At 60.8% G+C, this 20,221-nt stretch carries 27 protein-coding genes and 1 tRNA gene; 11 read left to right on the top strand and 17 right to left on the bottom strand.

Features of this window, described 5'->3' with window-relative positions:
• Window positions 1-59: 59 nt before the first annotated feature.
• Genes AC2FLO_RS16625 through AC2FLO_RS16610 form a run of 4 tightly spaced genes read right to left on the bottom strand, consistent with a single transcriptional unit; the run spans window position 60 to window position 2,485 of the window.
• On the bottom strand, window positions 60-581 hold the full coding sequence (locus tag AC2FLO_RS16625; RefSeq protein ID WP_496752983.1) for a GNAT family N-acetyltransferase: 522 nt from the start codon (window positions 579-581) through the stop codon (window positions 60-62).
• Window positions 582-1,058 (bottom strand): DUF2948 family protein, encoded by a 477-nt coding sequence (locus tag AC2FLO_RS16620; protein ID WP_496752984.1) that lies wholly within the window; start codon window positions 1,056-1,058, stop codon window positions 582-584. It lies immediately after the preceding gene.
• Window positions 1,055-2,323, bottom strand: coding sequence for a UDP-N-acetylglucosamine 1-carboxyvinyltransferase (gene murA, locus AC2FLO_RS16615; protein ID WP_496752985.1), 1,269 nt, complete (start codon window positions 2,321-2,323; stop codon window positions 1,055-1,057). Before murA ends, AC2FLO_RS16620 begins: the two co-directional genes overlap by 4 nt.
• Window positions 2,324-2,329: 6 nt before the next feature.
• Entirely contained in the window at window positions 2,330-2,485 is a 156-nt protein-coding gene (locus AC2FLO_RS16610) for a hypothetical protein (protein WP_209505784.1), read from the bottom strand.
• A gap of 83 nt (window positions 2,486-2,568) precedes the next feature.
• Here AC2FLO_RS16610 and AC2FLO_RS16605 point away from each other — a divergent pair.
• Window positions 2,569-2,643, top strand: a tRNA-Thr gene (locus tag AC2FLO_RS16605).
• A gap of 270 nt (window positions 2,644-2,913) precedes the next feature.
• On the opposite strand, the gene AC2FLO_RS16600 is transcribed toward AC2FLO_RS16605, so the two are convergent.
• A complete protein-coding gene (locus AC2FLO_RS16600) occupies window positions 2,914-3,177 on the bottom strand; it encodes a DUF2312 domain-containing protein (protein WP_267366625.1) in 264 nt (87 codons plus the stop codon).
• A 246-nt stretch (window positions 3,178-3,423) separates the two neighbouring features.
• On the opposite strand from AC2FLO_RS16600, the gene AC2FLO_RS16595 reads away from it, so the two are divergent.
• Window positions 3,424-3,642: a hypothetical protein gene (locus AC2FLO_RS16595; RefSeq protein ID WP_267366623.1), complete on the top strand. Its 219-nt coding sequence runs from the start codon at window positions 3,424-3,426 to the stop codon at window positions 3,640-3,642.
• 9 nt (window positions 3,643-3,651) lie between these two features.
• Here the strand turns inward: AC2FLO_RS16595 and AC2FLO_RS16590 are convergent, their stop codons facing one another.
• On the bottom strand, window positions 3,652-3,867 hold the full coding sequence (locus AC2FLO_RS16590; protein WP_209505776.1) for a hypothetical protein: 216 nt from the start codon (window positions 3,865-3,867) through the stop codon (window positions 3,652-3,654).
• Window positions 3,868-4,111: 244 nt separating this feature from the next.
• Between AC2FLO_RS16590 and AC2FLO_RS16585 the strand changes: the two genes are divergently transcribed.
• Genes AC2FLO_RS16585 through AC2FLO_RS16570 form a run of 4 tightly spaced genes read left to right on the top strand, consistent with a single transcriptional unit; the run spans window position 4,112 to window position 6,316 of the window.
• Window positions 4,112-4,975 (top strand): MBL fold metallo-hydrolase, encoded by an 864-nt coding sequence (locus tag AC2FLO_RS16585; RefSeq protein WP_496752986.1) that lies wholly within the window; start codon window positions 4,112-4,114, stop codon window positions 4,973-4,975.
• Window positions 4,976-5,009: 34 nt separating this feature from the next.
• Window positions 5,010-5,438 carry a YeeE/YedE family protein gene (locus AC2FLO_RS16580; protein ID WP_267366620.1) on the top strand — a complete coding sequence of 143 codons (429 nt, stop codon included), beginning with the start codon at window positions 5,010-5,012 and terminating at the stop codon, window positions 5,436-5,438.
• The gene (locus AC2FLO_RS16575) at window positions 5,438-5,872 is read left to right on the top strand and encodes a DUF6691 family protein (RefSeq protein WP_267366618.1); all 435 of its coding nucleotides are present in this window, start codon (window positions 5,438-5,440) and stop codon (window positions 5,870-5,872) included. The genes AC2FLO_RS16580 and AC2FLO_RS16575 overlap by 1 nt, the downstream gene beginning before the upstream one ends.
• A 9-nt stretch (window positions 5,873-5,881) precedes the next feature.
• Window positions 5,882-6,316: a protein tyrosine phosphatase family protein gene (locus AC2FLO_RS16570; protein WP_496752987.1), complete on the top strand. Its 435-nt coding sequence runs from the start codon at window positions 5,882-5,884 to the stop codon at window positions 6,314-6,316.
• Window positions 6,317-6,319: 3 nt separating this feature from the next.
• Here AC2FLO_RS16570 and AC2FLO_RS16565 read toward each other — a convergent pair whose 3' ends face one another.
• The 5 genes from AC2FLO_RS16565 to AC2FLO_RS16545 form a co-directional block, all read right to left on the bottom strand.
• Window positions 6,320-7,417, bottom strand: a complete 1,098-nt coding sequence (locus AC2FLO_RS16565; protein ID WP_496752988.1) for a FliM/FliN family flagellar motor C-terminal domain-containing protein — start codon at window positions 7,415-7,417, stop codon at window positions 6,320-6,322.
• Window positions 7,418-7,495: 78 nt separating this feature from the next.
• Entirely contained in the window at window positions 7,496-10,174 is a 2,679-nt protein-coding gene (locus AC2FLO_RS16560) for an ATP-binding protein (protein WP_267364699.1), read from the bottom strand.
• Complete coding sequence (locus tag AC2FLO_RS16555) at window positions 10,174-10,482, bottom strand: hypothetical protein (RefSeq protein ID WP_480495074.1); 309 nt, start codon at window positions 10,480-10,482, stop codon at window positions 10,174-10,176. Before AC2FLO_RS16555 ends, AC2FLO_RS16560 begins: the two co-directional genes overlap by 1 nt.
• Window positions 10,479-10,859, bottom strand: coding sequence for a response regulator transcription factor (locus AC2FLO_RS16550; protein WP_480484506.1), 381 nt, complete (start codon window positions 10,857-10,859; stop codon window positions 10,479-10,481). Before AC2FLO_RS16550 ends, AC2FLO_RS16555 begins: the two co-directional genes overlap by 4 nt.
• Before the next feature lie 77 nt (window positions 10,860-10,936).
• Window positions 10,937-12,229, bottom strand: a complete 1,293-nt coding sequence (locus AC2FLO_RS16545; RefSeq protein WP_496752990.1) for a helix-turn-helix domain-containing protein — start codon at window positions 12,227-12,229, stop codon at window positions 10,937-10,939.
• Window positions 12,230-12,438: 209 nt separating this feature from the next.
• Between AC2FLO_RS16545 and AC2FLO_RS16540 the strand changes: the two genes are divergently transcribed.
• From AC2FLO_RS16540 to aat, 4 genes are all read left to right on the top strand, one after another.
• Window positions 12,439-12,975: a LuxR C-terminal-related transcriptional regulator gene (locus AC2FLO_RS16540; RefSeq protein ID WP_496752991.1), complete on the top strand. Its 537-nt coding sequence runs from the start codon at window positions 12,439-12,441 to the stop codon at window positions 12,973-12,975.
• Window positions 12,976-13,126: 151 nt separating this feature from the next.
• Window positions 13,127-13,621, top strand: a complete 495-nt coding sequence (accB, locus tag AC2FLO_RS16535; RefSeq protein WP_496752992.1) for an acetyl-CoA carboxylase biotin carboxyl carrier protein — start codon at window positions 13,127-13,129, stop codon at window positions 13,619-13,621.
• A gap of 9 nt (window positions 13,622-13,630) precedes the next feature.
• Complete coding sequence (accC, locus tag AC2FLO_RS16530; RefSeq protein WP_480488403.1) at window positions 13,631-14,980, top strand: acetyl-CoA carboxylase biotin carboxylase subunit; 1,350 nt, start codon at window positions 13,631-13,633, stop codon at window positions 14,978-14,980.
• Between the two features lie 48 nt (window positions 14,981-15,028).
• On the top strand, window positions 15,029-15,670 hold the full coding sequence (gene aat, locus AC2FLO_RS16525) for a leucyl/phenylalanyl-tRNA--protein transferase (protein ID WP_480586300.1): 642 nt from the start codon (window positions 15,029-15,031) through the stop codon (window positions 15,668-15,670).
• Here aat and AC2FLO_RS16520 read toward each other — a convergent pair.
• The 6 genes from AC2FLO_RS16520 to AC2FLO_RS16495 all read right to left on the bottom strand — a co-directional run bounded on the left by AC2FLO_RS16520 (window position 15,616) and on the right by AC2FLO_RS16495 (window position 19,497).
• The gene (locus AC2FLO_RS16520) at window positions 15,616-15,984 is read right to left on the bottom strand and encodes a DUF2155 domain-containing protein (protein ID WP_480488407.1); all 369 of its coding nucleotides are present in this window, start codon (window positions 15,982-15,984) and stop codon (window positions 15,616-15,618) included. The genes aat and AC2FLO_RS16520 overlap by 55 nt on opposite strands.
• Entirely contained in the window at window positions 15,981-16,433 is a 453-nt protein-coding gene (mlaD, locus tag AC2FLO_RS16515) for an outer membrane lipid asymmetry maintenance protein MlaD (protein WP_267364689.1), read from the bottom strand. The genes AC2FLO_RS16520 and mlaD overlap by 4 nt, the downstream gene beginning before the upstream one ends.
• 11 nt (window positions 16,434-16,444) lie before the next feature.
• Entirely contained in the window at window positions 16,445-16,828 is a 384-nt protein-coding gene (locus AC2FLO_RS16510) for an NADH:ubiquinone oxidoreductase subunit NDUFA12 (protein WP_267364687.1), read from the bottom strand.
• 80 nt (window positions 16,829-16,908) lie between these two features.
• Window positions 16,909-17,271: a RidA family protein gene (locus AC2FLO_RS16505; protein WP_496811724.1), complete on the bottom strand. Its 363-nt coding sequence runs from the start codon at window positions 17,269-17,271 to the stop codon at window positions 16,909-16,911.
• Window positions 17,272-17,463: 192 nt separating this feature from the next.
• Entirely contained in the window at window positions 17,464-18,732 is a 1,269-nt protein-coding gene (gene clpX / locus AC2FLO_RS16500) for an ATP-dependent Clp protease ATP-binding subunit ClpX (protein ID WP_209505741.1), read from the bottom strand.
• A gap of 132 nt (window positions 18,733-18,864) precedes the next feature.
• Entirely contained in the window at window positions 18,865-19,497 is a 633-nt protein-coding gene (locus AC2FLO_RS16495) for an ATP-dependent Clp protease proteolytic subunit (RefSeq protein ID WP_209505739.1), read from the bottom strand.
• Window positions 19,498-19,856: 359 nt separating this feature from the next.
• On the opposite strand from AC2FLO_RS16495, the gene AC2FLO_RS16490 reads away from it, so the two are divergent.
• Window positions 19,857-20,198 carry an ArsR/SmtB family transcription factor gene (locus AC2FLO_RS16490; RefSeq protein WP_480473625.1) on the top strand — a complete coding sequence of 114 codons (342 nt, stop codon included), beginning with the start codon at window positions 19,857-19,859 and terminating at the stop codon, window positions 20,196-20,198.
• Window positions 20,199-20,221: the final 23 nt, after the last annotated feature.

Genomic DNA, 20,221 nt, shown 5'->3' with positions numbered 1-20,221 from the left:
TCTGGCACTCCGGGCGTTGCGCATTGGGACATATCGCCCGGAGCGCGCCGCCTCAACCCTCAGTCACCGGGGTGCAGCGATTTGCGCATCGGGTATTGCGGGATGCCGTGCCAGTCACCGGGCGGGCCTGCCGGTTGCCACCCCTGTTTCAGATAGAACGCGCGCGCCGTTTTGGTGGCATCCAGATGCGCCTCGGCACAGCCGTACACGGCCAGTTGCCGTTCCAGCCGGTTGAGCAGCGCACGCCCCACCCCCTGCCCCGTATGATCCGGATCGACATAGAGCAAAGTGACCGTCCCGGTTTCAAAAAGCCCCCCGGCAGCGGCCACATGCCCCCGGTGTTCGGCCAGCCAGATCTGCGATCCGGGCCTGAACCAGCCCCGGATCGTGGCGGGGTCCTTGTTATCGGTCCATTGCGCGATGGCCTGTGGGTCACCCTTATGATCGACCCCGCAGAGCTGCGTGATTGAGCGGATCAGAACCCGGCTGAGGTCGAACACGTCGAACACAGTGGCGGGGCGCAGTGCAATGCCTTCGGGCGTCGTTGAAAACGCCTGAGAAATCCCGCGCTTGTTCTGCATCTATTCGGGGTGATGCGGGGCCTGACCGGAGGGGGCCTGATAAGGGCGCGTCACGTCCTTGAGGGTGGCATCCAGCGCCTCGACCGTCAGGCGGATTGCGCCATCACCGGCCAGCGTCAGCAGGACATGGCCCGCGCCATCCTCGCCGGGTTCGAAAACGACCGACATCAGCGACATGATCATGTCGGTGTCACCGCGATCAATGCCCTGACTGGACACCGAGAGAACCGAACCGAAGACCAGCATCGATTGCACCCGTTCAAACGGGCGGTCGCGGCGGGCGGCGGCATCCTTGTCTTCCCAGCGAAAGCGGTTCAGCAGCAGGCCAAAGCGGCGCTGCGACGGTTGCCACTTCATCTCGGTCACCGGAAACACGGCATCCTGCGCGAGGGTCGAGATCACCTGAAGGTCATCTGCATCCTCGGCCCCAAGATTTAGCGGCGCCTCGCGCCCGTCTTCAAAACTTGCGTCTGTCATTGGCCCTTGATCCGTTCAATCTTTGCACCCACGCCTTCCAGCTTGCGCACCACATGTTCATATCCGCGGTCCAGATGATAGACCCGGCTGACCGTTGTTTCCCCTTCTGCCGCCAATCCGGCAAGGATCAGAGAGACCGAAGCCCGCAGGTCGGTCGCCATCACCGGCGCGCCTTTCAGACGCTCGACCCCGGTCACCGTGGCGGTGCCGCCATGCACCTCGATCTGCGCGCCCATGCGCACCAGTTCGGGGGCGTGCATGAAGCGGTTTTCGAAAATGCGTTCTTCGAGAACCGAGGTGCCTTCGGCCGTACACATCAGCGCCATCATCTGCGCTTGCAGGTCGGTTGGGAAGCCGGGGAAAGGTTCGGTCACCACATCCACCGCGCGCACGCGCCCGTTTTTGCGGGCCACTTTCAGACCGCCTTCGGTTTCTGAAACGCTGACGCCTGCCGCATCCAGCTTGGCCGCAAAGGAATCGACCAGCGACATGCGACCGCCCAGCAATTCCACCTCGCCACCGCAAATCGCCGGGGCCAGCATATAGGTGCCCAGCTCGATCCGGTCGGTGACAACCTGATGTGTGGCCCCGTGCAGGCGATCGACGCCCTGAATTTCGATGGTTGGGGTGCCTTCGCCAGAGATCTGCGCCCCCATCTTGCGCAGGCATTCGACCAGATCGACGATCTCGGGCTCGCGCGCGGCGTTTTTCAGAACCGTGGTGCCCTTGGCCAGCGTCGCCGCCATGACGATGTTTTCGGTGGCCCCGACCGAGGCAAAGCGCATCTGGTGCACGGCGCCTTTCAGACCGCCCGGAGCCTTGGCGTGCAGATAGCCGTCCTTCAGCTCGATCTCGGCGCCCAGCGCCTCGAGCCCTTCGACATGCAGGTCCATCGGCCGTGCGCCGATCGCGCACCCGCCGGGCAGAGAAACAACCGCCTGCCCGAACCGCGCCAGCAAGGGGCCCAGCACAAGGTTCGAGGCGCGCATCTTGCGTACGATGTCATAATCGGCGGTCTGGCTGGTCAGGCTGTGGCTGGACATTGCAATCACCTGACCGTCTTGCAACGACGACACCTCGGCCCCCAGCGATTGCAGCAGCGCGGTCATGGTCTTGATGTCGCTCAGCCGCGGCGCATTGGTCAGCGTCAGCGGTTCTTCGCTCAGCAATGTTGCGGGCATCAGTGTCAGGCACGCATTCTTGGCCCCCGCAATCGGTATCTGACCGTTCAGCGGGCCATTGCCCGTTACCAGAATCGAATCCATCTGCTCTTATCCCTCGTCCTTGTCAGGCTTGTCCCCTGCTGCCGCACGCGCCTTGGCCTGCGCCTTGCGACGCGCCATGTTGGCCTTCAGCGCCGCCTTCAGCCGCGCCTCGCGCGCATCGCCGGGTTTACCTTGTTTTTTGGGTGAATTTTTATCCGTCATGATCTTTCTCTACAGGAGGCGAAAAAAACCGTCCAGACACCCTTGCGCCGCGTTTCGTTTGAGTCTAATCACCCGCCCACAGCGCTGCTGTAGCTCAGAGGTAGAGCACTCCCTTGGTAAGGGAGAGGTCGAGAGTTCAATTCTCTCCAGCAGCACCATCCTTCATTTTCCTGTGAAAAAGCACGCTTTCATCCGGAAGGGTTTGGGTGTTCCGGCGTCTTTGGCTATTGGCGTGTCAGAGACTTTTGTGGTGTGCGTTTGGTTTATGGGCGGTTCGATACAGCACGGAGGCGTCGAGCGCTGTGCGTGGTAGTACCATGCGCTTGGCAAGGGGAGCCGCTGCGCGCCCGTTGCATCCCCCCGGCCAGTGGCTCTTTCAGGGCATTGAACCCTTTCCAGAGCCATAGATCGTTTCGTGGCGGTCGGGCTTAGTTCATGCCCAGCGCTTCTTTGTACATTTCGATGACGGCCTCTTGCTCGGCGATGTCATCCTTGTCCCTTTTTCTGAGGGAAATGATGCTGCGCAGGGCCTTTACGTCATAGCCGCGCGACTTGCTTTCGGCGTAGACCTCTTTGATCTGGTCGGCGATGTCTTTCTTTTCCATCTCCAGGCGCTCGATACGTTCCACAAACTGGCGCAGCTCGCCCGCGGTGACCTTGTAATTTGCTTCTGCTTCTTCAGACATGCTCATCTTTTTTGTTCCCGGTTATGGACCTGCAACCAGAAGAGGTCAGCCTGCGGCTGGCGGTGAACGGCGGTGACCCGATCATCGGGGGCACCTTCGAAGCACGCCTGTCCCAGAGGCTGAAACCCTGGTGTGGAATGCCGGATACAGTGCTGCCGCCCGGGTCGCAAGCACCCATTGGGCCGGCGCACTTGTATGACCCCAACCGATCCGTTAAGCGCGTGATCAGGTCACGAGGATATGCGGGGAACCATGTTCGAAATCATCACCTGGGGCGGTGCGGCCCTGTCTGTGGCCGGGCTTGCCGGTCTGGTCTGGTGCATTCTTCGCGTGATGCGGGCGCGCAAGGCCGGTCTGTCGGATGACGAGCTGCGCGCGGTGGTTCAGGGGGTTCTGCCCTGGAACCTGGCCTCGCTGTTTCTGTCGGTGCTTGGATTGATGCTGGTCATCCTCGGGATTTCCCTTGGATGACCATCCGGTTCACACCGGCAAGTTATCAAACTGCGCTTCAATCGCATCTTCGCACAAGGCCGCATCCAGACGACGCAGGCGCGAAGGCACCTCCATCCCCTGCTGCCGCATCCGGTCAACAATCTTACTCACACTCGGCTGAAGCGCCAAACGCGTTTCCAGACCCGCGTTCACAAGCTTACGTTCAAGCTGCTCGGCTTCGGAATAAAGACCAGTCGGTGTCATAACCATCCTCCCAAGTGGCGCCAGTATCCCCAATATACGTAACGGGATTACGACCCGCAGATAATATCGTAGCCTTGTGCGGGAAATTGCCTGCCATGGTCGAAGTTTCGGCAATCTGACGCGGATAGGTTAAAGATTAAGCCAGGATTTCAGCGGTTGCTTTGACCGGCATCAAATGCAGGTTCGATATTGCATCACATTCCAATTCACATATATGATATGCGTGACCGAAACGGAGAAGATCATGACACCGAAAGTGAAAGCGTTTTTTGACGAGCAGACCTTTACGGTTTCCTACGTGGTTCATGAACCTCAGGGGCGAGCCTGTGCCATCATCGACAGCGTGCTGGATTTCGACCATGCCTCGGGGCGGACGTCGACAACCTCGGCGGACAGGATCATCGATTTTGTGCGCGCGCAGGACCTTAAGGTCGAGTGGATTCTGGAAAGCCATGTCCATGCCGACCACCTGTCCGCGGCCCCCTATCTGCAACAGGAGCTGGGCGGCAAGATCGGGATTGGCGATCAGATCGTCACCGTGCAGGACACGTTTGGCAAGGTTTTCAACGAAGGAACCGAATTTCAGCGCGATGGCAGCCAGTTTGACGCGCTGTTCAAGGAAGGCGACAGTTTTCACATCGGCCAGATGCGGGGCGACGTGCTGCACACCCCCGGCCATACACCGGCCTGCATGACCTATGTGATTGGCGATGCGGCATTTGTTGGTGACACGCTGTTCATGCCCGATTTCGGCACGGCGCGCTGCGATTTTCCCGGAGGATCGTCGGCCACACTGTTCCAGTCGATCCAGAAGATTCTGTCGCTGCCGGACAATACCCGCATTTATGTCGGGCATGATTACAAGGCCCCGGGCCGCGACGAATACGCGTGGGAAACGACGGTGGGTGAGCAGAAGGCGCTGAACGTCCATATCGGACAGGGGCGCACCATCGAAGACTTCGTGGAAATGCGCGACGCGCGGGACGCCACGCTGGCCATGCCGCGCCTGATCCTGCCGTCTTTGCAGGTCAACATGCGGGCCGGTCAGATGCCCCCGGCGGATGAACAGGGCGATGTTTTCCTGAAACTGCCGGTCAACAAGCTGTGACGCGGGCACAACAAATCACAAAGGGAAATCCCACATGAATATAGAGTGGATCTGGGGGCTGTGCGGCGGTCTGGTGATCGGTCTGGCCGGGGCGGTTTACCTGCTGGGCAATGGCCGGATCATGGGCGCAAGCGGCATTCTGGGCGGCCTTGTCGATGGCAGCGCCAAGGGGAGCATGGCCGAAAAGCTGGCCTTTATTGCGGGGCTTGTCGGAATGCCCCTTCTTCTGCGCCCGTTGATCCTGCCCGAGGCCCAGACGCATCTTACCAGCAATCTGGGTGTTGTCATTCTGGCCGGGCTGCTGGTCGGTATCGGTACACGGATCGCCAATGGCTGCACCTCGGGGCACGGGGTGTGCGGGATCTCTCGGTTCTCGCTGCGCGGCATCGTGGCCACCGTTTTCTATATCCTTGCCGGGGGCGTCACCCTTGTGCTGCTGCGTCATGTGTTGGGAGTGATCTGATGCGCCTTTTCATTTCATTGATCGCCGGATCGCTGTTCGGCGCCGGGTTGCTGATTTCGGGCATGACAGACACCACAAAAGTTCAGGGCTGGCTGGATGTGTTTGGCAACTGGGATCCGACGCTGGCCTTTGTGATGGCCGGTGCCATCCTGCCGATGCTTGTGGCGTGGCGGATGACAACCGGACGGCAAAACGCCCTGACCGGCGGAGCCTTTCCACCCCCTGCAAAGCCCGAGGTTGATCGCAGGCTGATCGTGGGTTCGGTTCTGTTCGGGATGGGCTGGGGACTGGCCGGGCTGTGCCCCGGACCGGCAATGGCCTCGCTGAGCTATGGCGGGCTGGGCGGGCTGGTCTTTCTGGTTGCAATGGCGGCTGGGATGTTCGTGGCACCACCCCTGGGCGCACAACTGGACAGGGCGGCAAACGCGGCCTAAGGAATTGGCATGGAGATTCGTCAGATTACCCCCCGCTATGCTGTCTCGCCGCAGATCACGGTCGAGGATGTTCCGGCCATCGCCGAGGCTGGCTTTGCCAAGGTGATCTGCAACCGGCCCAATGCCGAAGTTCCCCCGGCCATGCAATCCGACGCGATCGGCGAAGCGGTGCGGGCCGCCGGTATGGAATATGAGGTGCTGGAGCTGACCCACCAGACGATGACGCCTGAGAACGTGAAGCGGCAGCGCGACATGGCGGAAAACGGCAGTGGTCCTGTTCTGGCCTATTGCGCCTCGGGCACGCGGTGTTCAGTGGTTTGGGCGTTGGGCCAGTGCGACCACATGAGCACGGACGACATCCTGAGTGCGACCGGCAAAGCCGGGTATCAGCTGGACAATCTGCGCCCCATGCTGGACCAGATGATCCGCGGCACTGGCGGCTGAGCGTCACTCAGTACTGCTGCCAAGGTCCGTCGGCCCCAGCCCCGCAAGCTGTGTGATTTCCGCGACCATCCGTTCGGAATCGTTCACGACCAGATCGCTATCTGTCAGATCTGACACCCCGGCCGGGACGGTCTGGGCGTACGCATCATGCTCAGCTGGTTCAACCGGATGATCCTGCAGTGGTGTTCCACTTTTGCTGGCGATGAAGTCCTGCGCGTCAGCGCCGGTCAGGGCCGGCAATGCAGCGGTTTCATTCAGCCGTACGGCCCGCAGGCCGCCGCATTGCCCAAGGCGACCGATACCGGCGCGTGTCCGGTCAATCGTCAGAACCTCGGTCCGGTCCAGACGCGCCCCGCGCAACGGCAGAATGTCCCCGATCCGCATTCCGGACAGGTCGGACAGCGGCAGCGACATGCGGCACAGCGCGGCGGTCAGTTCCGCCCGCATCACGCCTGAACACTGCTCCATACGCAGATCAGCCTTTTCCCCGTTATCTTCTGCTTCATCCGAGGCGGCGGGATGTTCAGGCAGAAACACAGATATGCGGCCCTGCTGCTCTCCGTTCGCCAGATCGACGGTCAGTTCAAAAATGCGGTACGCCTCTTCCGTCATCGCCAGTGACAGGGTGCGCAAATCCTTGGCGCGCGAGGTAAATTCCAGCCCTGCAAGGCAAATCTGATCGCTTGAGGCGTCGAACAAAGCGGCGGAACCGGTCAACGCGGCTTCGATCAAGGGGGCCACGATGGCGGCGTCGGTATCCGTGAACGTGCGTGCGCCGGGATCACCGGGCAGGACCTGACCAATGGTCTGGGCCTGAACAATGGCCGAGACCACATTCGGGTTGAGACAGGCCGCGGCGCGGCCTTCGGGGCCGTCAAACACCAGCAGCAGCCAATCCTGCCCCGCCGCGTCCCCCGGCACCTCCTGCGACTGACTGGATTGTTTTGCCCCGATAACCGCCAGCGGCAGGTTCAGCCGGTCGCCCGCCGCCCGTGCGAACCCAAGGCGCAGCGCCCGCAGAACCGAGCGTGGGCGATCCCCCAGATCCTTTTGCCCAACGGACAGTTTGCGCGCCAACGCGGAATTGACATCTTGTGACATGACGCCCGATCACCAATTGTTCCAGAACCTGGCAACCGGTTTACACCCTCGGGCGTTACCAAGTCCTTTATGGCCGCGTCACTGCGCCGCCTGCTGATAGGCCTGTGGCAGGCTGATCCGGAAGGCCGCGCCGCCCTGCCCCGGCAGATAGGTAATCTCACCCCCCAGCCGCTGCATGATTTCGCGGCAGATGGCCAGACCAAGCCCCGCTCCGCCAGCCTTGTCGCCGCCCACGCGGGCAAACTTTTCAAACACCATCGAACGCGCGCCCGGAGGGATGCCGCTGCCATTGTCGATGAAGTCGACGATGACTCGCCCGCCGACATCATGGGCGGAAATGACCAGCACCGGATCGTCCGCATCGCAGTATTTCTGCGCGTTCGAGATCAGGTTGATGAACACCTGCCCCAACCGATCCAGATCCGTATGCAGGAAAATACGCTCGGCCGTGCGGGTCCGGCGGACAGTGATCTTTCGGTCCGCCCCGGCCAGAGCGCTGGGCACGGCGCGGTCCAGAACCGAGCGCAGGCTGTCATCGCTGAGATTAAGGCTGACCTGCCCGTTTTCAAGCACGCTCAGATCCAGCAGATCATCGAGCAGCCGGGTCAGACGCAGGGCTTCGTCATGAATGATCGCGGCATAGCGGGTCTGCTCCTGGCGGCTGAGGCCATCGGTGTCGCGCATGATTTCCGAAAACGCCCGGATCGAGGTCATCGGCGTGCGCAATTCGTGACTGACCTGGCTCAGGAAGCTGTCCTTCTGTTCGGAAATCTGGGTGAGCTTGGCGTTGGCCTCGCGCAATTGCCGAGCGGTTCGGCTGAGTTCGGAGGACTTTTCCTCGAGCTGGCCGGAGTATTCCAGCAGTTGCGCGGATTCGTCTGCCACGGCCAGCAGATCCTCGACCGAGACCGACGATCCGCCCACGATCTGGCCGATCATCGCGTGGGCCATGGCCGCACCGACCGAGCCGCTGAGCTCGCGTTCCAGACGGTTGAGAAAGCCCGGCGTCGGCTCTGGCAGGTGCGAACGGCCACCCTGTTTTTGCGCCTCGGCCTGAAAGAACTCCTGCGTGGGGCCGGTGCCCAGAATGCGCTGCGTCATGATCATCAGGTCTTCGCTTTGCGCCACCGACCCGGACCACCCGCGCGGCGCGACCGAGTGATCAAAGACGTTGACGAACTGCGCCCCTTGCAACCGTTCCAACGGGCTGGGAAAGCTGAGCAGGGACGCGACGCAGAAGGCAAGCGTGTTCAGGGACAAGGACCACATCACCGTATGCACCATCGGATCGATCCCCTCGATCCCGAACAGGGCATGAGGGCGCAGCCAGCCAAGGCCGAACAAGCCGTTTTGCAGCACGGTTTCGGGCATCCACGCGCCGCCCATTCCCGGCAGCAGCAGGGTGTAAATCCACAGCACAAAGCCCACAGTCAGCCCGACCAGCGCCCCGGTCCGGGTCGCCCTGCGCCAGAACAGCCCCCCAACCAGCGCTGGCAGAATCTGCGAGATACCGGCAAAGGCGATCAACCCGATCGAGGCCAGCGCGGCACCGCCCCCGGACAGCCGGTAGTAGAAAAAGCCCAGCGCGATGATGGCGGCAATGGAAACACGGCGTGCCATCAGGACAATGTTGCGCACATCGCCCGATACCGAGCCGGTGCCTTCCTGCGTGTTCAGCCAGATGGGCATGACCACATGGTTCGACACCATTGTCGACAGGGCCATCGCACTGACGATGACCATCGAGGTAGCCGAGGAAAACCCGCCGATGAAGGACAGCATTGCCAGCCAGTCATTGCCTTGGGACAGCGGCACGGTCAGAACGAACAGGTCGGGGTTGGCGCCCTGGGGCAGCAGGTCCAGACCGACCACGGCGATGGGCACGACAAACAGGCTCATGAACAGCAGGTAGAGCGGGAAGGCCCAGGCGGCGGTTCTGAGATGGCCTTCGTCATCGTTTTCCACCACCATCACCTGAAACATCCGGGGCAGGCAGATGAAGGCGGCGGCCGACAGAAAGATGAACGTCGTCCAGCGCCCGGCATCGACGTTCCACTGGCCGATTTCCGAGGCATCGATCCGGTCCATCATCGGGCCGATGCCGCCCGCGATCCCCCACACCACGAAAACGCCCACGGCGATCAGCGCAAACAGTTTGACAACGGCCTCGACCGCGATGGCCGTGACCACACCGTGATGACGTTCGTTCACGTCCAGATTGCGGGTGCCGAACAGGATGGCAAACACGGCCAGTCCAGCCGCGACCCAGAACACGCTGGACCCTTCGCGATAGAGGCCTGACGGGTCAGCCTCGGCAAAGATCGAGAATGACAGGGTAATGGATTGCAGTTGCAGCGCGATATAGGGCGTGCCACCCAGCACCGCCAGAATGGTCACGCAGACCGCCAGCGTGTTCGACTTGCCATACCGGGACGACAACAGGTCGGCGATCGAGGTGACCCGCTGGCTGCGCCCGACGCGCACCAGCTTGCGCAGCCCCCACCACCAGCCGACCATCACCAGCGTCGGACCGAGGTAGATGGTGACAAATTCCAGCCCCGACCGCGCGGCGTTGCCCACCGCGCCATAAAATGTCCAGGCGGTGCAATAGATCGACAGGGACAGCGTGTAGATCACGGGTGAACGCAACCATTTGCCGCGCCCGGCCGCAGCCATGCGATCCGCGGCGAAGGCCACTGCGAACAGGAACACGACATAGGCAAGGCAAACCAGAATCAGAACGTTTATGGTGGCCATCACTCAGCGCCCGTGTCCGATCCCTCGCGCGCGGCCATGCGGCGGGCGGCCAGCCCAAAGACAAACCCGGCCAGGATCAGCGCGCCCCAGCAGAGGAAGATATAGTACATCGCCGAGGACAAGGGCACCGCCGCATCGCCGCCGGACGGGTCCGGCCACAGCAGCGGAAGGGCCAGCAGAGCCGCACCCAGAAAGGGCAAAATCCGGGCGGCATCCGTCAACCTGTGACGGCGATAGCTTTGACGTTCCAGAAAAAGCGAGGGGCGTGCGCCCGGTGGTTTGGTCTTGTTGCCCTCGCCGGACATCATAAGCGCGTCGCCTGCGCATGAAGGTCACGCACGGCTGTCAGAACTTCAGCATTGGAAAACGGTTTGGTCATGAAGCGGCTGACGCCTGCGTTTTCAGCCATTTCCCGGTCGCGCGACTGCCCCCGTGCAGTCAGCATCAGAACCGGCAAGCCTGCCAGTTCCTCCATTTTTCTGAGTTCCCGAAGGATATCCATACCGTTCTTGCCCGGCAGCATGACATCCAGAATGACCAGATCGGGCTGCGCCCCCTGGATCACCTGAACCGCATCCGTTCCATCGCCATGCGTTTCGACCTGCCATCCCTCGCGCGACAGCAGGAACCGGATAGCCTCGGCGATGTTCGGTTCGTCCTCAATCAGCAGAACCTTTCGGCTCATATGTTCAGTTCCTCCCATAACCGGTCTTCCATCCCGAGACCGGTTCCCGCCAGATTAAGCGGTCTGTCATGAACGTGTCAAAAACCTTCGCTCAAAATCGACGGCTCGCGCCGGGCCTTGCAATCGCGGTTTGGGCAGACACGGCAATTTGGCCCGACCTGAGTGACCGGCACCCCGTCTGACGGGTCCCTGACCGGGCGCACCACCATGACCGAGCGATAAGCCGGGTCCTGATCGTATCCCGACACCGCATGCGGCCACGCATAAGCGACGCATTCGAACACGGCCGAGGACCTTCCGGTCAGGACGACCTGCTTGCGCACAGGCACCAGCGGACGGCTGAGGGCCGTAAACAGCGGCCAGAGCGGGCAGACATCTCCGTGTCGGGGCAAGGTAAACCCCTGAATCGGCTTGAGAAACAGGATGCTTCCAGACGCATCGCACAGCACCATGCCGACCGGTTGTGACAGGATGCCATCTGGCAGAAAGGCCAGGCGCCTGAGGACGGTGGCAAAATCAACCGAGAACCGCTGCGCCAGTTCGATGGGGTTCGGATCACCCTGCTGAACAACCGCTTTGACGGCCTCCAGCGGCAGCGCCTGTGCGTCTGCGCGATAGATCCTGAGAACTTCGCGCGCGACGGTGCGCGCCGCCGAGGTATTGAGCCCGCTCAGGTCAACCGCGTCCACATCACCCCCGTCTTCCAGTTCGGAAATCGTGTAGGCGCGGGCTTCAAAGAAGGCTTCGACCTCTTCCAGGGGAACGGCACGCGGATCAACCGCCGAGTCGCTTTCGTCGAGGAAGGTCACCAGCGCCTTGGAACTGCCTGCCAGCCGTTCGGCATCCTGATGCAGGTTCTTGTGGAAACGCTCGCGCCATTCGGCCTCGATATCTTGGGTATCCGCAAGGATCGCGGCGGTCGAGCGTATGGCGGCGGCGGTTGACAGAACCTCGTGCATCGACGCGGCCAGTTGCGGGTCGTGCGTAAGGCGGTCGGACAGGGTTTCGACGTTCCGCTCCAAAGACACGACACGGCGATGCATTTGCGCCAGAACACCGGCCCAGCCGGGAAAGCGCCCGGCGAACTCCTCGAGCCCGTCAACCTCGGCCTTCTGCCCGACCGCATCCTCGGCCGCCTCGCGCAGGGCGGAAACCAGAGTTGCCTCGATCCCCTGTGTCAGGACCGAAGGTTCAACGCCCAGCGCCGCCGCGATATCGACCAGCAATTTGCCCCCGATCCTGCGGCGATTGTGTTCGATCAGGTTCAGATAAGACGCCGATACTCCGGCCTGCCGCGCCAGTTCCGCCTGCCGCAGCCCGGCAATCTGCCGTCTTTCGCGAATGCGACTGCCTGTCAACGTGTCGCGCATGCTTACTTTCCCTGAATTCAGACCCGTCGAATTTAACGCTCGCTTTCAGATTATAGCATCTGTTTCCATAGGTTAATCATTTCTTTTCAACTGAAATTTACAACTTTCACAAACTGGCGCAGACCACAGCATCGGGTTCGAGCGTCAATCTGGCGCAAGACATCGCATCCCCCCTTCATTTTCGCGCGCTTTCCCGGCACCATACACGCATGAGCGACCCCGCCTTTGAATACGCGCCGATCGGGCTTGTTGAGCTGGAAAACCGGATCATCCGGCGCTGCAACCTGCAATTTGCCCGCACCTTTGGCGGAGAAGAAAACGACTATCACAACATGCCGCTGTTGCACCTTTACCCTTCGGTCGCGGATTGGGAGAGGATCGGCGAACGCAGCCTGCAGGTGATGCGCGGCACCGGGTATTACACGGATGAGCGCGTCATGCGCCGCCGTAGCGGGGATCTATTCTGGTGCCGCGCCCGGGGCCGGTCGCTGACGCCCGACGACCCGTTCCGCCACGGTATCTGGAGCTTTTCCGACATATCCGAGGAACGACCGCTGGTTGAACTGACCATCCGTGAACGCGAAGTGGCCATCCTGTCCTGCCGCGGCCTGTCGGCCAAGGAAATAGGAGCAGAGCTGGGCCTGAGTTACCGCACAATCGAGGCTTACCGCGCCCGTTTGCTTGAAAAATTCGGCGCACGAAAGCTGTCTGAACTGGTCGCCAAATTATCGGGGATGCCCCTGTGACGCGTCCGACCCCTTAAATTACGAGTGAAACGCATGCCAGATGGTGCGAGTCGGCGCTTTTCATGCACCGCCGCTTAGCCTATAACCCTGCGTAATTTGATCAGAGCCCGCAAGGAACAGACGGGCCAAAGGGGAACCGTCGAGGATACTCATGACAGACACCAAACACGAAGCGGATGTGGCATTCATCAAGGCTCTGGCCGAGTTGCTGCGCGAAAACGATCTGACCGCGTTGCAGGTCAAACGCGAATACGGCGAAGAAGACAGCCTGAACGTGCGCGTCAGCCGTATGACACAGACCGTGGCCGCTCCGGTTCAGATGGCTGTTCCTGCGGCAGCGCCCGCCCCTGCTGCGGCACCGGCTGCGGCCCCCGCGGCGGCCCCTGCTGCTGCCGAGGATCCGGCCAGCCATCCGGGCGCTGTCACCTCGCCCATGGTGGGCACGGTCTATATGCAGCCGGAACCCGGCGCGCCCGCGTTCATTTCCGTCGGCGCGACAGTGTCTGAAGGCGACACGCTGCTGATCGTCGAAGCGATGAAGACCATGAACCACATCCACGCCCCCAAATCGGGCACCGTCAAGCGCGTGCTGGTGGGCGATGGCGACGCTGTTGAGTTCGGCACCCCTCTGGTCATCATCGAGTAAGGCGGGCCCATGTTCGACAAGATCCTGATTGCCAACCGAGGCGAGATCGCCCTGCGCGTCATCCGCGCCGCGCGCGAGATGGGGATAAAAACGGTTGCCGTCCATTCCACCGCCGACAGCGACGCGATGCATGTGCGCATGGCGGACGAATCGGTCTGCATCGGCCCCCCGCCCAGCCCGCAAAGCTATCTGTCGGTGCCCGCGATCATTTCGGCCTGTGAGATCACCGGCGCGCAGGCGATCCATCCCGGCTATGGCTTTTTGTCCGAAAACGCCGAGTTCGTGCAGATCGTCGAAGATCATGGCATCACGTTCATCGGCCCCACCGCGGAACATATCCGCGTCATGGGCGACAAGATCACCGCCAAGGACACGATGAAGGCGCTGGGTGTGCCTTGCGTTCCCGGTTCGGACGGTGGCGTTCCCACGCTGGCCGACGCCAAGCGCATCGGTGAGGAATTCGGCTATCCCGTCATCATCAAGGCCACGGCTGGCGGCGGTGGGCGCGGCATGAAAGTCGCGATGAACGCGAACGAGATGGAAAGCGCCTTCATGACCGCACGCGCCGAAGGCAAGGCCGCCTTTGGCAATGACGAGGTCTATATCGAGAAATATCTGACCACGCCGCGCCATATCGAGATTCAGGTCTTTGGCGACGGCAAGGGCAATGCGGTGCATCTGGGCGAGCGCGATTGTTCGTTGCAGCGCCGTCACCAGAAGGTCTTTGAAGAGGCCCCCGGCCCCTGCATTACCGCCGAAGAGCGCGCCCGGATCGGCAAGATCTGCGCCGACGCAGTGGCCAAGATCAACTATATCGGCGCTGGCACCATCGAGTTCCTGTATGAAAAGGGCGAGTTCTATTTCATCGAGATGAACACCCGCCTTCAGGTGGAACACCCGGTCACCGAAGGGATCTTTGGCGTCGATCTGGTGCGCGAACAAATCCTTGTCGCAGCGGGTGAACCGATGTCATTCGGTCAGGACGATCTGAAGATCAACGGCCACGCCATCGAGGTTCGGATCAACGCGGAGAAGCTGCCGAACTTTTCGCCCTGCCCCGGCAAGATCACGGCCTATCACGCGCCGGGCGGCCTAGGCGTGCGGATGGACTCGGCACTTTATGACGGCTATTCGATCCCGCCCTATTACGACTCGCTGATTGGCAAGCTGATCGTGCAGGGCCGCGACCGGGCCGAGGCGCTGGCGCGTCTGCAACGCGCGTTGGGCGAGTTGATCGTCGACGGCATCGACACCACCGTGCCCCTGTTCCACGCCCTGTTGCAGGAGCCCGATCTGCACAGCGGCGAGTACAACATCCACTGGCTGGAGCGCTGGCTTGCGGAGAACATGGAAAAATAAGGGCCAAGTGCCAGAGGGCCCGCGCCCTCTGGTCGCCCTATCACCGGCATGAGCCTGACCCCCGAACTGCTGCTGCACGGGTATTCCATCGGTATCTTCCCGATGGCCGAACACCGCGACGATCCTGAACTGTTCTGGGTTGATCCCAAGTTTCGCGGGATATTTCCGCTGGACGGGTTCCACATCTCGCGCAGTCTGGCCCGCCGCATCCGGAACTGCGGGTTCGGGATTTCAATCAACCGGGATTTTTCTGGCGTTGTTGATGGGTGCGCTGACCGGTCCGACACCTGGATCAACGCGGAACTGCACGCCCTTTATCGCCAGCTGCACCAGTCCGGTCATGCGCATTCTCTGGAAGTCTGGGACGGAGCGGCACTGGTGGGCGGCGTTTATGGCGTGACGCTGGGGGCCGCGTTCTTTGGCGAAAGCATGTTTTCGCGCCGCACGGATGCCTCGAAAATCGCGCTCGCCTATCTTGTGGACCGGCTGCGGCAAACCTGCTTTCACCTGTTTGACACGCAGTTCCTGACCGCGCATCTGGCGTCCCTTGGGGCGATCGAAATCCCGCGTGGTGCCTACAAGCAAGAACTGGAAGAAGCCCTGAACCAGAGCGCTGACTTTGCCGCGCCGATCACTCAATCCGCAGAAGGTGTGATACAGCGGATGACCCAAACGTCATACCGCGCATGATCCAGCGCATTCAGCGCCGGAGAGGTCGCAATCATCCAGCCATCAAACAGCTGGTCCGCTTTGCCCGTTTCCCAAATGGTCAGATAGGCGAAGGCATCGCCTGTCGGGTTATCCACCGGATACCGGCAATCCCCCAGCGCCACATCCAGCCCGAAAACAGCTTCGGTCTGACCTGTCTGCAATTCGATATCAACCGTCTGGCCACTGACTTTGTCGAGCCCCCGCAGCATGGCGCCGGGGCCAGAATTGACTTTCTGCTGCGCGGCGGCGCCGGTTCCAGCCAACAACAGGGCAATCAGGGCGGCGCGCATCATTCGCTGCCATCTCCGGCTACGAACTTGACCAGCAGCGAGATCAGGCTGACCGCACCCTGGGTATCCTGAATCTCATCGCCAGGTTCAAAAAAGAAGGGTGAACCACCGGGCATGACTTCGACAAAGTTTCCACCCAACAGCCCTTCGGACGAGATCACGATGGCGCTGTCATCGGGCACAAGCACGCCTTCGGCAACAGAGAAAGTCGTGTCGGCACGATAGGTATCCGGGTTCAGTTTGACCCCGGTAACGGTGCCGATTTTCACCCCGGCAAGACGGACATCCGTGCCAACGCCGACCCCTTCCAGCGACCGGAACGAGGCGCCCAGCTCATAGCCCGCAGCACCTTGCGACAGGCCGGTTGATTGGCTGGCATAAACGCCAAACGCGATGGCACCGGCCAAAACGACGCCTCCGACAAGAACTTCGGTCCAGTTATGGGTCGACATCTTCGCCTCGTTTATTCCGGGCTCCAGGCCTCGTAATCCCTGCGCTCAACCGGCTTGGCCCGCCGCAGCGACCCGGCAGGCGCATAGGCCAGCGCCGTACCTGTCAGGTTCTCCTGATGCGGTTTTTCCCAGGCTTTGTGCGGCAGTGGTTTGTCGGTCGGGGGTTCGTCCCAAGTGCGGTGCAACCAGCCGTGCCATTCGGGGTCAACCCGGCTGGCTTCGGCCTCGCCATTGAAAATCACCCAGCGCCTGCTGTCGTCGGCGGTGCGATAAAACACATTGCCTTCATTGTCTTCGCCCACTTTCACACCCTTGCGCGCCGTATAAAGCTGCGTGTTCAGTGTTGACCCGTTCCACCAGGTCACGGCTCGTAAAAGACTGTTCAGGATTCCCATCGGCTGCCTCCGGCATTTCGGTCGAGAGAAGGTATGGACCAAAGGCTCGCCAAGGTCCAGTGCCCCTTGGGCTTCCAGTGTCACTGCGGCAGGATGGCGGTCACTTCGATCTCGATCCGGTACTTCGGATCAATCAAACCGCATTCGATCATCGTCGCAGCCGGTGGATTGGCGCCAAACGTCTCGGCCAGAACCGGCCAGCACGGCGCGAACTCATTGTGGTCCGGCAACATGTAGGTGACCCGCACCACATCTTCAAAACCCGCGCCCGCCTCAGCCAGTGCCTTGCCGATGATGTCCAGCGCTGACCGGCATTGCGCCACCACGTCGTCGCCCTGCCCGACGGTCCCGGCGACATGAACCCAGCCGCCCGCAACCACCGCACGGCAATAGCCGACTTTCGCCTCAAACTCACCGCCCGAAGAAATGCGCTTCACTGTCATAAACCGTCACCTTTGTTGTTCGAAAGCTTGCTTAAGCTCCCGCTGCCTGATTGCGCATGCCTTCGCGTGCGAGCGACGGATCCCCAGCTTCATCTGGCTATAAATATCCCGGGGGAGATGCCCGAAGGGCAGCGGGTGCAGAGCCCCCTGAACCTGTTCAACTGAAGTCCCGCCGCCGCGAAATGACCGGCCTCAACCCGCCGAGGCCGATTCCTTGGCCGCATCGGCATAGATGAACAGCGGCTGCGCGTCGGACATCACCGCCTCTTCGTTCACCACAACTTCGCTGACATTTTTCATGCCCGGCAGTTCGAACATGGTGTCCAGCAGGATATCCTCGAGAATTGACCGCAGGCCGCGCGCACCGGTTTTGCGCTCGATGGCTTTCTTGGCAATCGCCTTCAGCGCGTCATCGGTAAAGCCCAACTCAACATCTTCCAACTCGAACAGGCGCTGGTATTGCTTGACCAGGGCGTTCTTCGGCTTGGTCAGGATGGTGACCAGTGCTTCCTCGTCCAAATCCTCCAGCGTTGCCAGAACCGGCAGACGACCGACGAATTCGGGGATCAGGCCAAATTTCAGCAGATCTTCAGGTTCCAGATCCTTGAATATCTCGCCCACGCCGCGCTCGTCATTGTCACGCACATCGGCGCCAAAGCCCATGGCCGAGCCCTTGCCGCGTTGCGCAATGATCCTGTCCAGACCCGCAAAAGCGCCGCCACAGATGAACAGGATGTTCGTGGTGTCCACCTGCAGGAATTCCTGCTGCGGGTGTTTGCGGCCGCCCTGCGGCGGAACGCTGGCCACGGTGCCTTCCATCAGTTTCAGCAGCGCCTGCTGTACACCTTCACCGGACACGTCGCGCGTGATCGACGGATTCTCGGATTTGCGCGTGATCTTGTCGACCTCGTCGATATAGACGATGCCGCGCTGCGCGCGTTCAACATTGTATTCACTGGCCTGCAAAAGCTTGAGAATGATGTTCTCAACATCCTCGCCCACGTAGCCGGCTTCCGTCAGCGTTGTGGCATCGGCCATGGTAAAGGGAACATCCAGTATCCGGGCCAGCGTTTGCGCAAGCAATGTCTTGCCACAGCCAGTGGGGCCGATCAGCAGAATATTGGACTTCGCCAGCTCGATATCATTGCCCGCCTTCTGGGCGTGGTTCAGACGTTTGTAGTGGTTGTGGACTGCAACCGACAGGACGCGTTTTGCGGTGGCTTGACCGATCACGTAATCGTCCAGCACTTCGCAGATATCCTTGGGCGTCGGAACGCCGTCCGAGGATTTCAGCCCGCTGGCCTTTGTCTCTTCGCGGATGATGTCCATGCAAAGTTCGACACATTCATCACAGATGAAAACGGTCGGGCCTGCGATCAGCTTGCGCACCTCATGCTGGCTTTTGCCGCAGAAGCTGCAGTAGAGCGTGTTTTTCCCGTCACCGCCTGAATTCGTCGCCATGATCTACCTTTCGGGCCTCATCCCAGCACCCCCGGCGGGGATGCGTTTTCGCCTGTTCGTGCAGCTTAGGCCAGCGCTTTGGCCGCTACAATCTCAAAATGGTTCCTGCACCGAAGGCGCAGGCTCCGAAACTCAGACCTCATCCGCGTCCATTTTTGCGCGATTTTCCACGATCTCGTCGATGTGGCCCCATTCCTTGGCCTCTTCCGGGCTCATGAAATTGTCACGGTCCAGCGCTTTTTCAACTGCCTTTTTTGTCTGCCCGGTATGACGCACATAGATATCATAAAGGCGATCCTTGAGTTTTTGCGTCTCGGCCGCGTGGATCATGATATCGCTGGCCTGACCCTGATATCCGCCGCTGGGCTGGTGCACCATGATCCGGCTGTTGGGCAGCGAAAAGCGCATCCCTTTCTCGCCACCGGCCAACAGAACCGATCCCATCGAGGCCGCCTGACCGATCACCAATGTGGAACATTTCGGCTTGATATACTGCATTGTATCGTAAATCGACAAACCGCTGGTCACCACGCCACCGGGCGAGTTGATGTAGATCGAGATTTCCTTGTTGGGGTTTTCCGCTTCAAGGTGCAGCAGCTGCGCCACGACCAGATGGCTCATGCCATCGTGAATCGGGCCGTTGATGAAGATGATCCGCTCTTTCAGCAGGCGGGAGAAAATATCATACGCGCGCTCGCCCCGGCTGGTCTGTTCAACGACCATGGGAACAAGCGTATTCATGTAGGTATCTACGGGATCGAACATTCGTAACCTGCCTGTTTTGCTGTGGATCGGGACATTATCCCAACAAGTGTTACCTGAGTCTTAGTGTTGGCTCCGGGGGGCTGCAAGGGGGTGTCGGTGAGAACGCGGAATGAATGTGGATCGCCGTCAATAAGATTGTCACACCTGCCGCTGTTCCGCAGCAGTACCCTATCCATGATTGCGCCCCGCTAAAGGGGCTGCGGGGAAAACGGCCGGGGGTTCCCCTTTTTTAATCACGGTTTTTTGATTCATACATATAGCAATAATTGATCGAAACATGTACTGAAGTGGCTCGCAGGCGACGAGCTTTACGTAACGGAAACTACGCCCGGTCAACGGGTTCACAAGGAACACATTCGATGGCACTTCCACAGCTGTCCCAGGACATGTCGCAACACGACCTGGATCGTATGGTCGATAATGCGACACGCGCGTCCAACTTCCTCAAGGCAATCAGTCACGAAGGCCGGCTGATGATCCTGTGCCACCTGGTGTCCGGTGAGAAGTCGGTTACCGAGCTGGAGGAGCTGTTGTCCGCCAGACAAGCCGCTGTTTCACAACAGCTTTCCCGCCTACGGCTGGAGGGGCTTGTGATACCGCGCAGAGAGGGCAAAACCATCTTCTACCGGTTGGCCGATGACCGCCCGCGCCGGATGCTTGAGGTGGTGTACGAGCTGTTCTGCGGTGAGGACAAAGGCTAGCTCTGGCTTGGTGTCGAGAAAGG

Source organism: Ruegeria sp. TASC047 (genome assembly GCF_059612445.1).
This window is presented reverse-complemented; position numbering and strand designations above follow the sequence as displayed.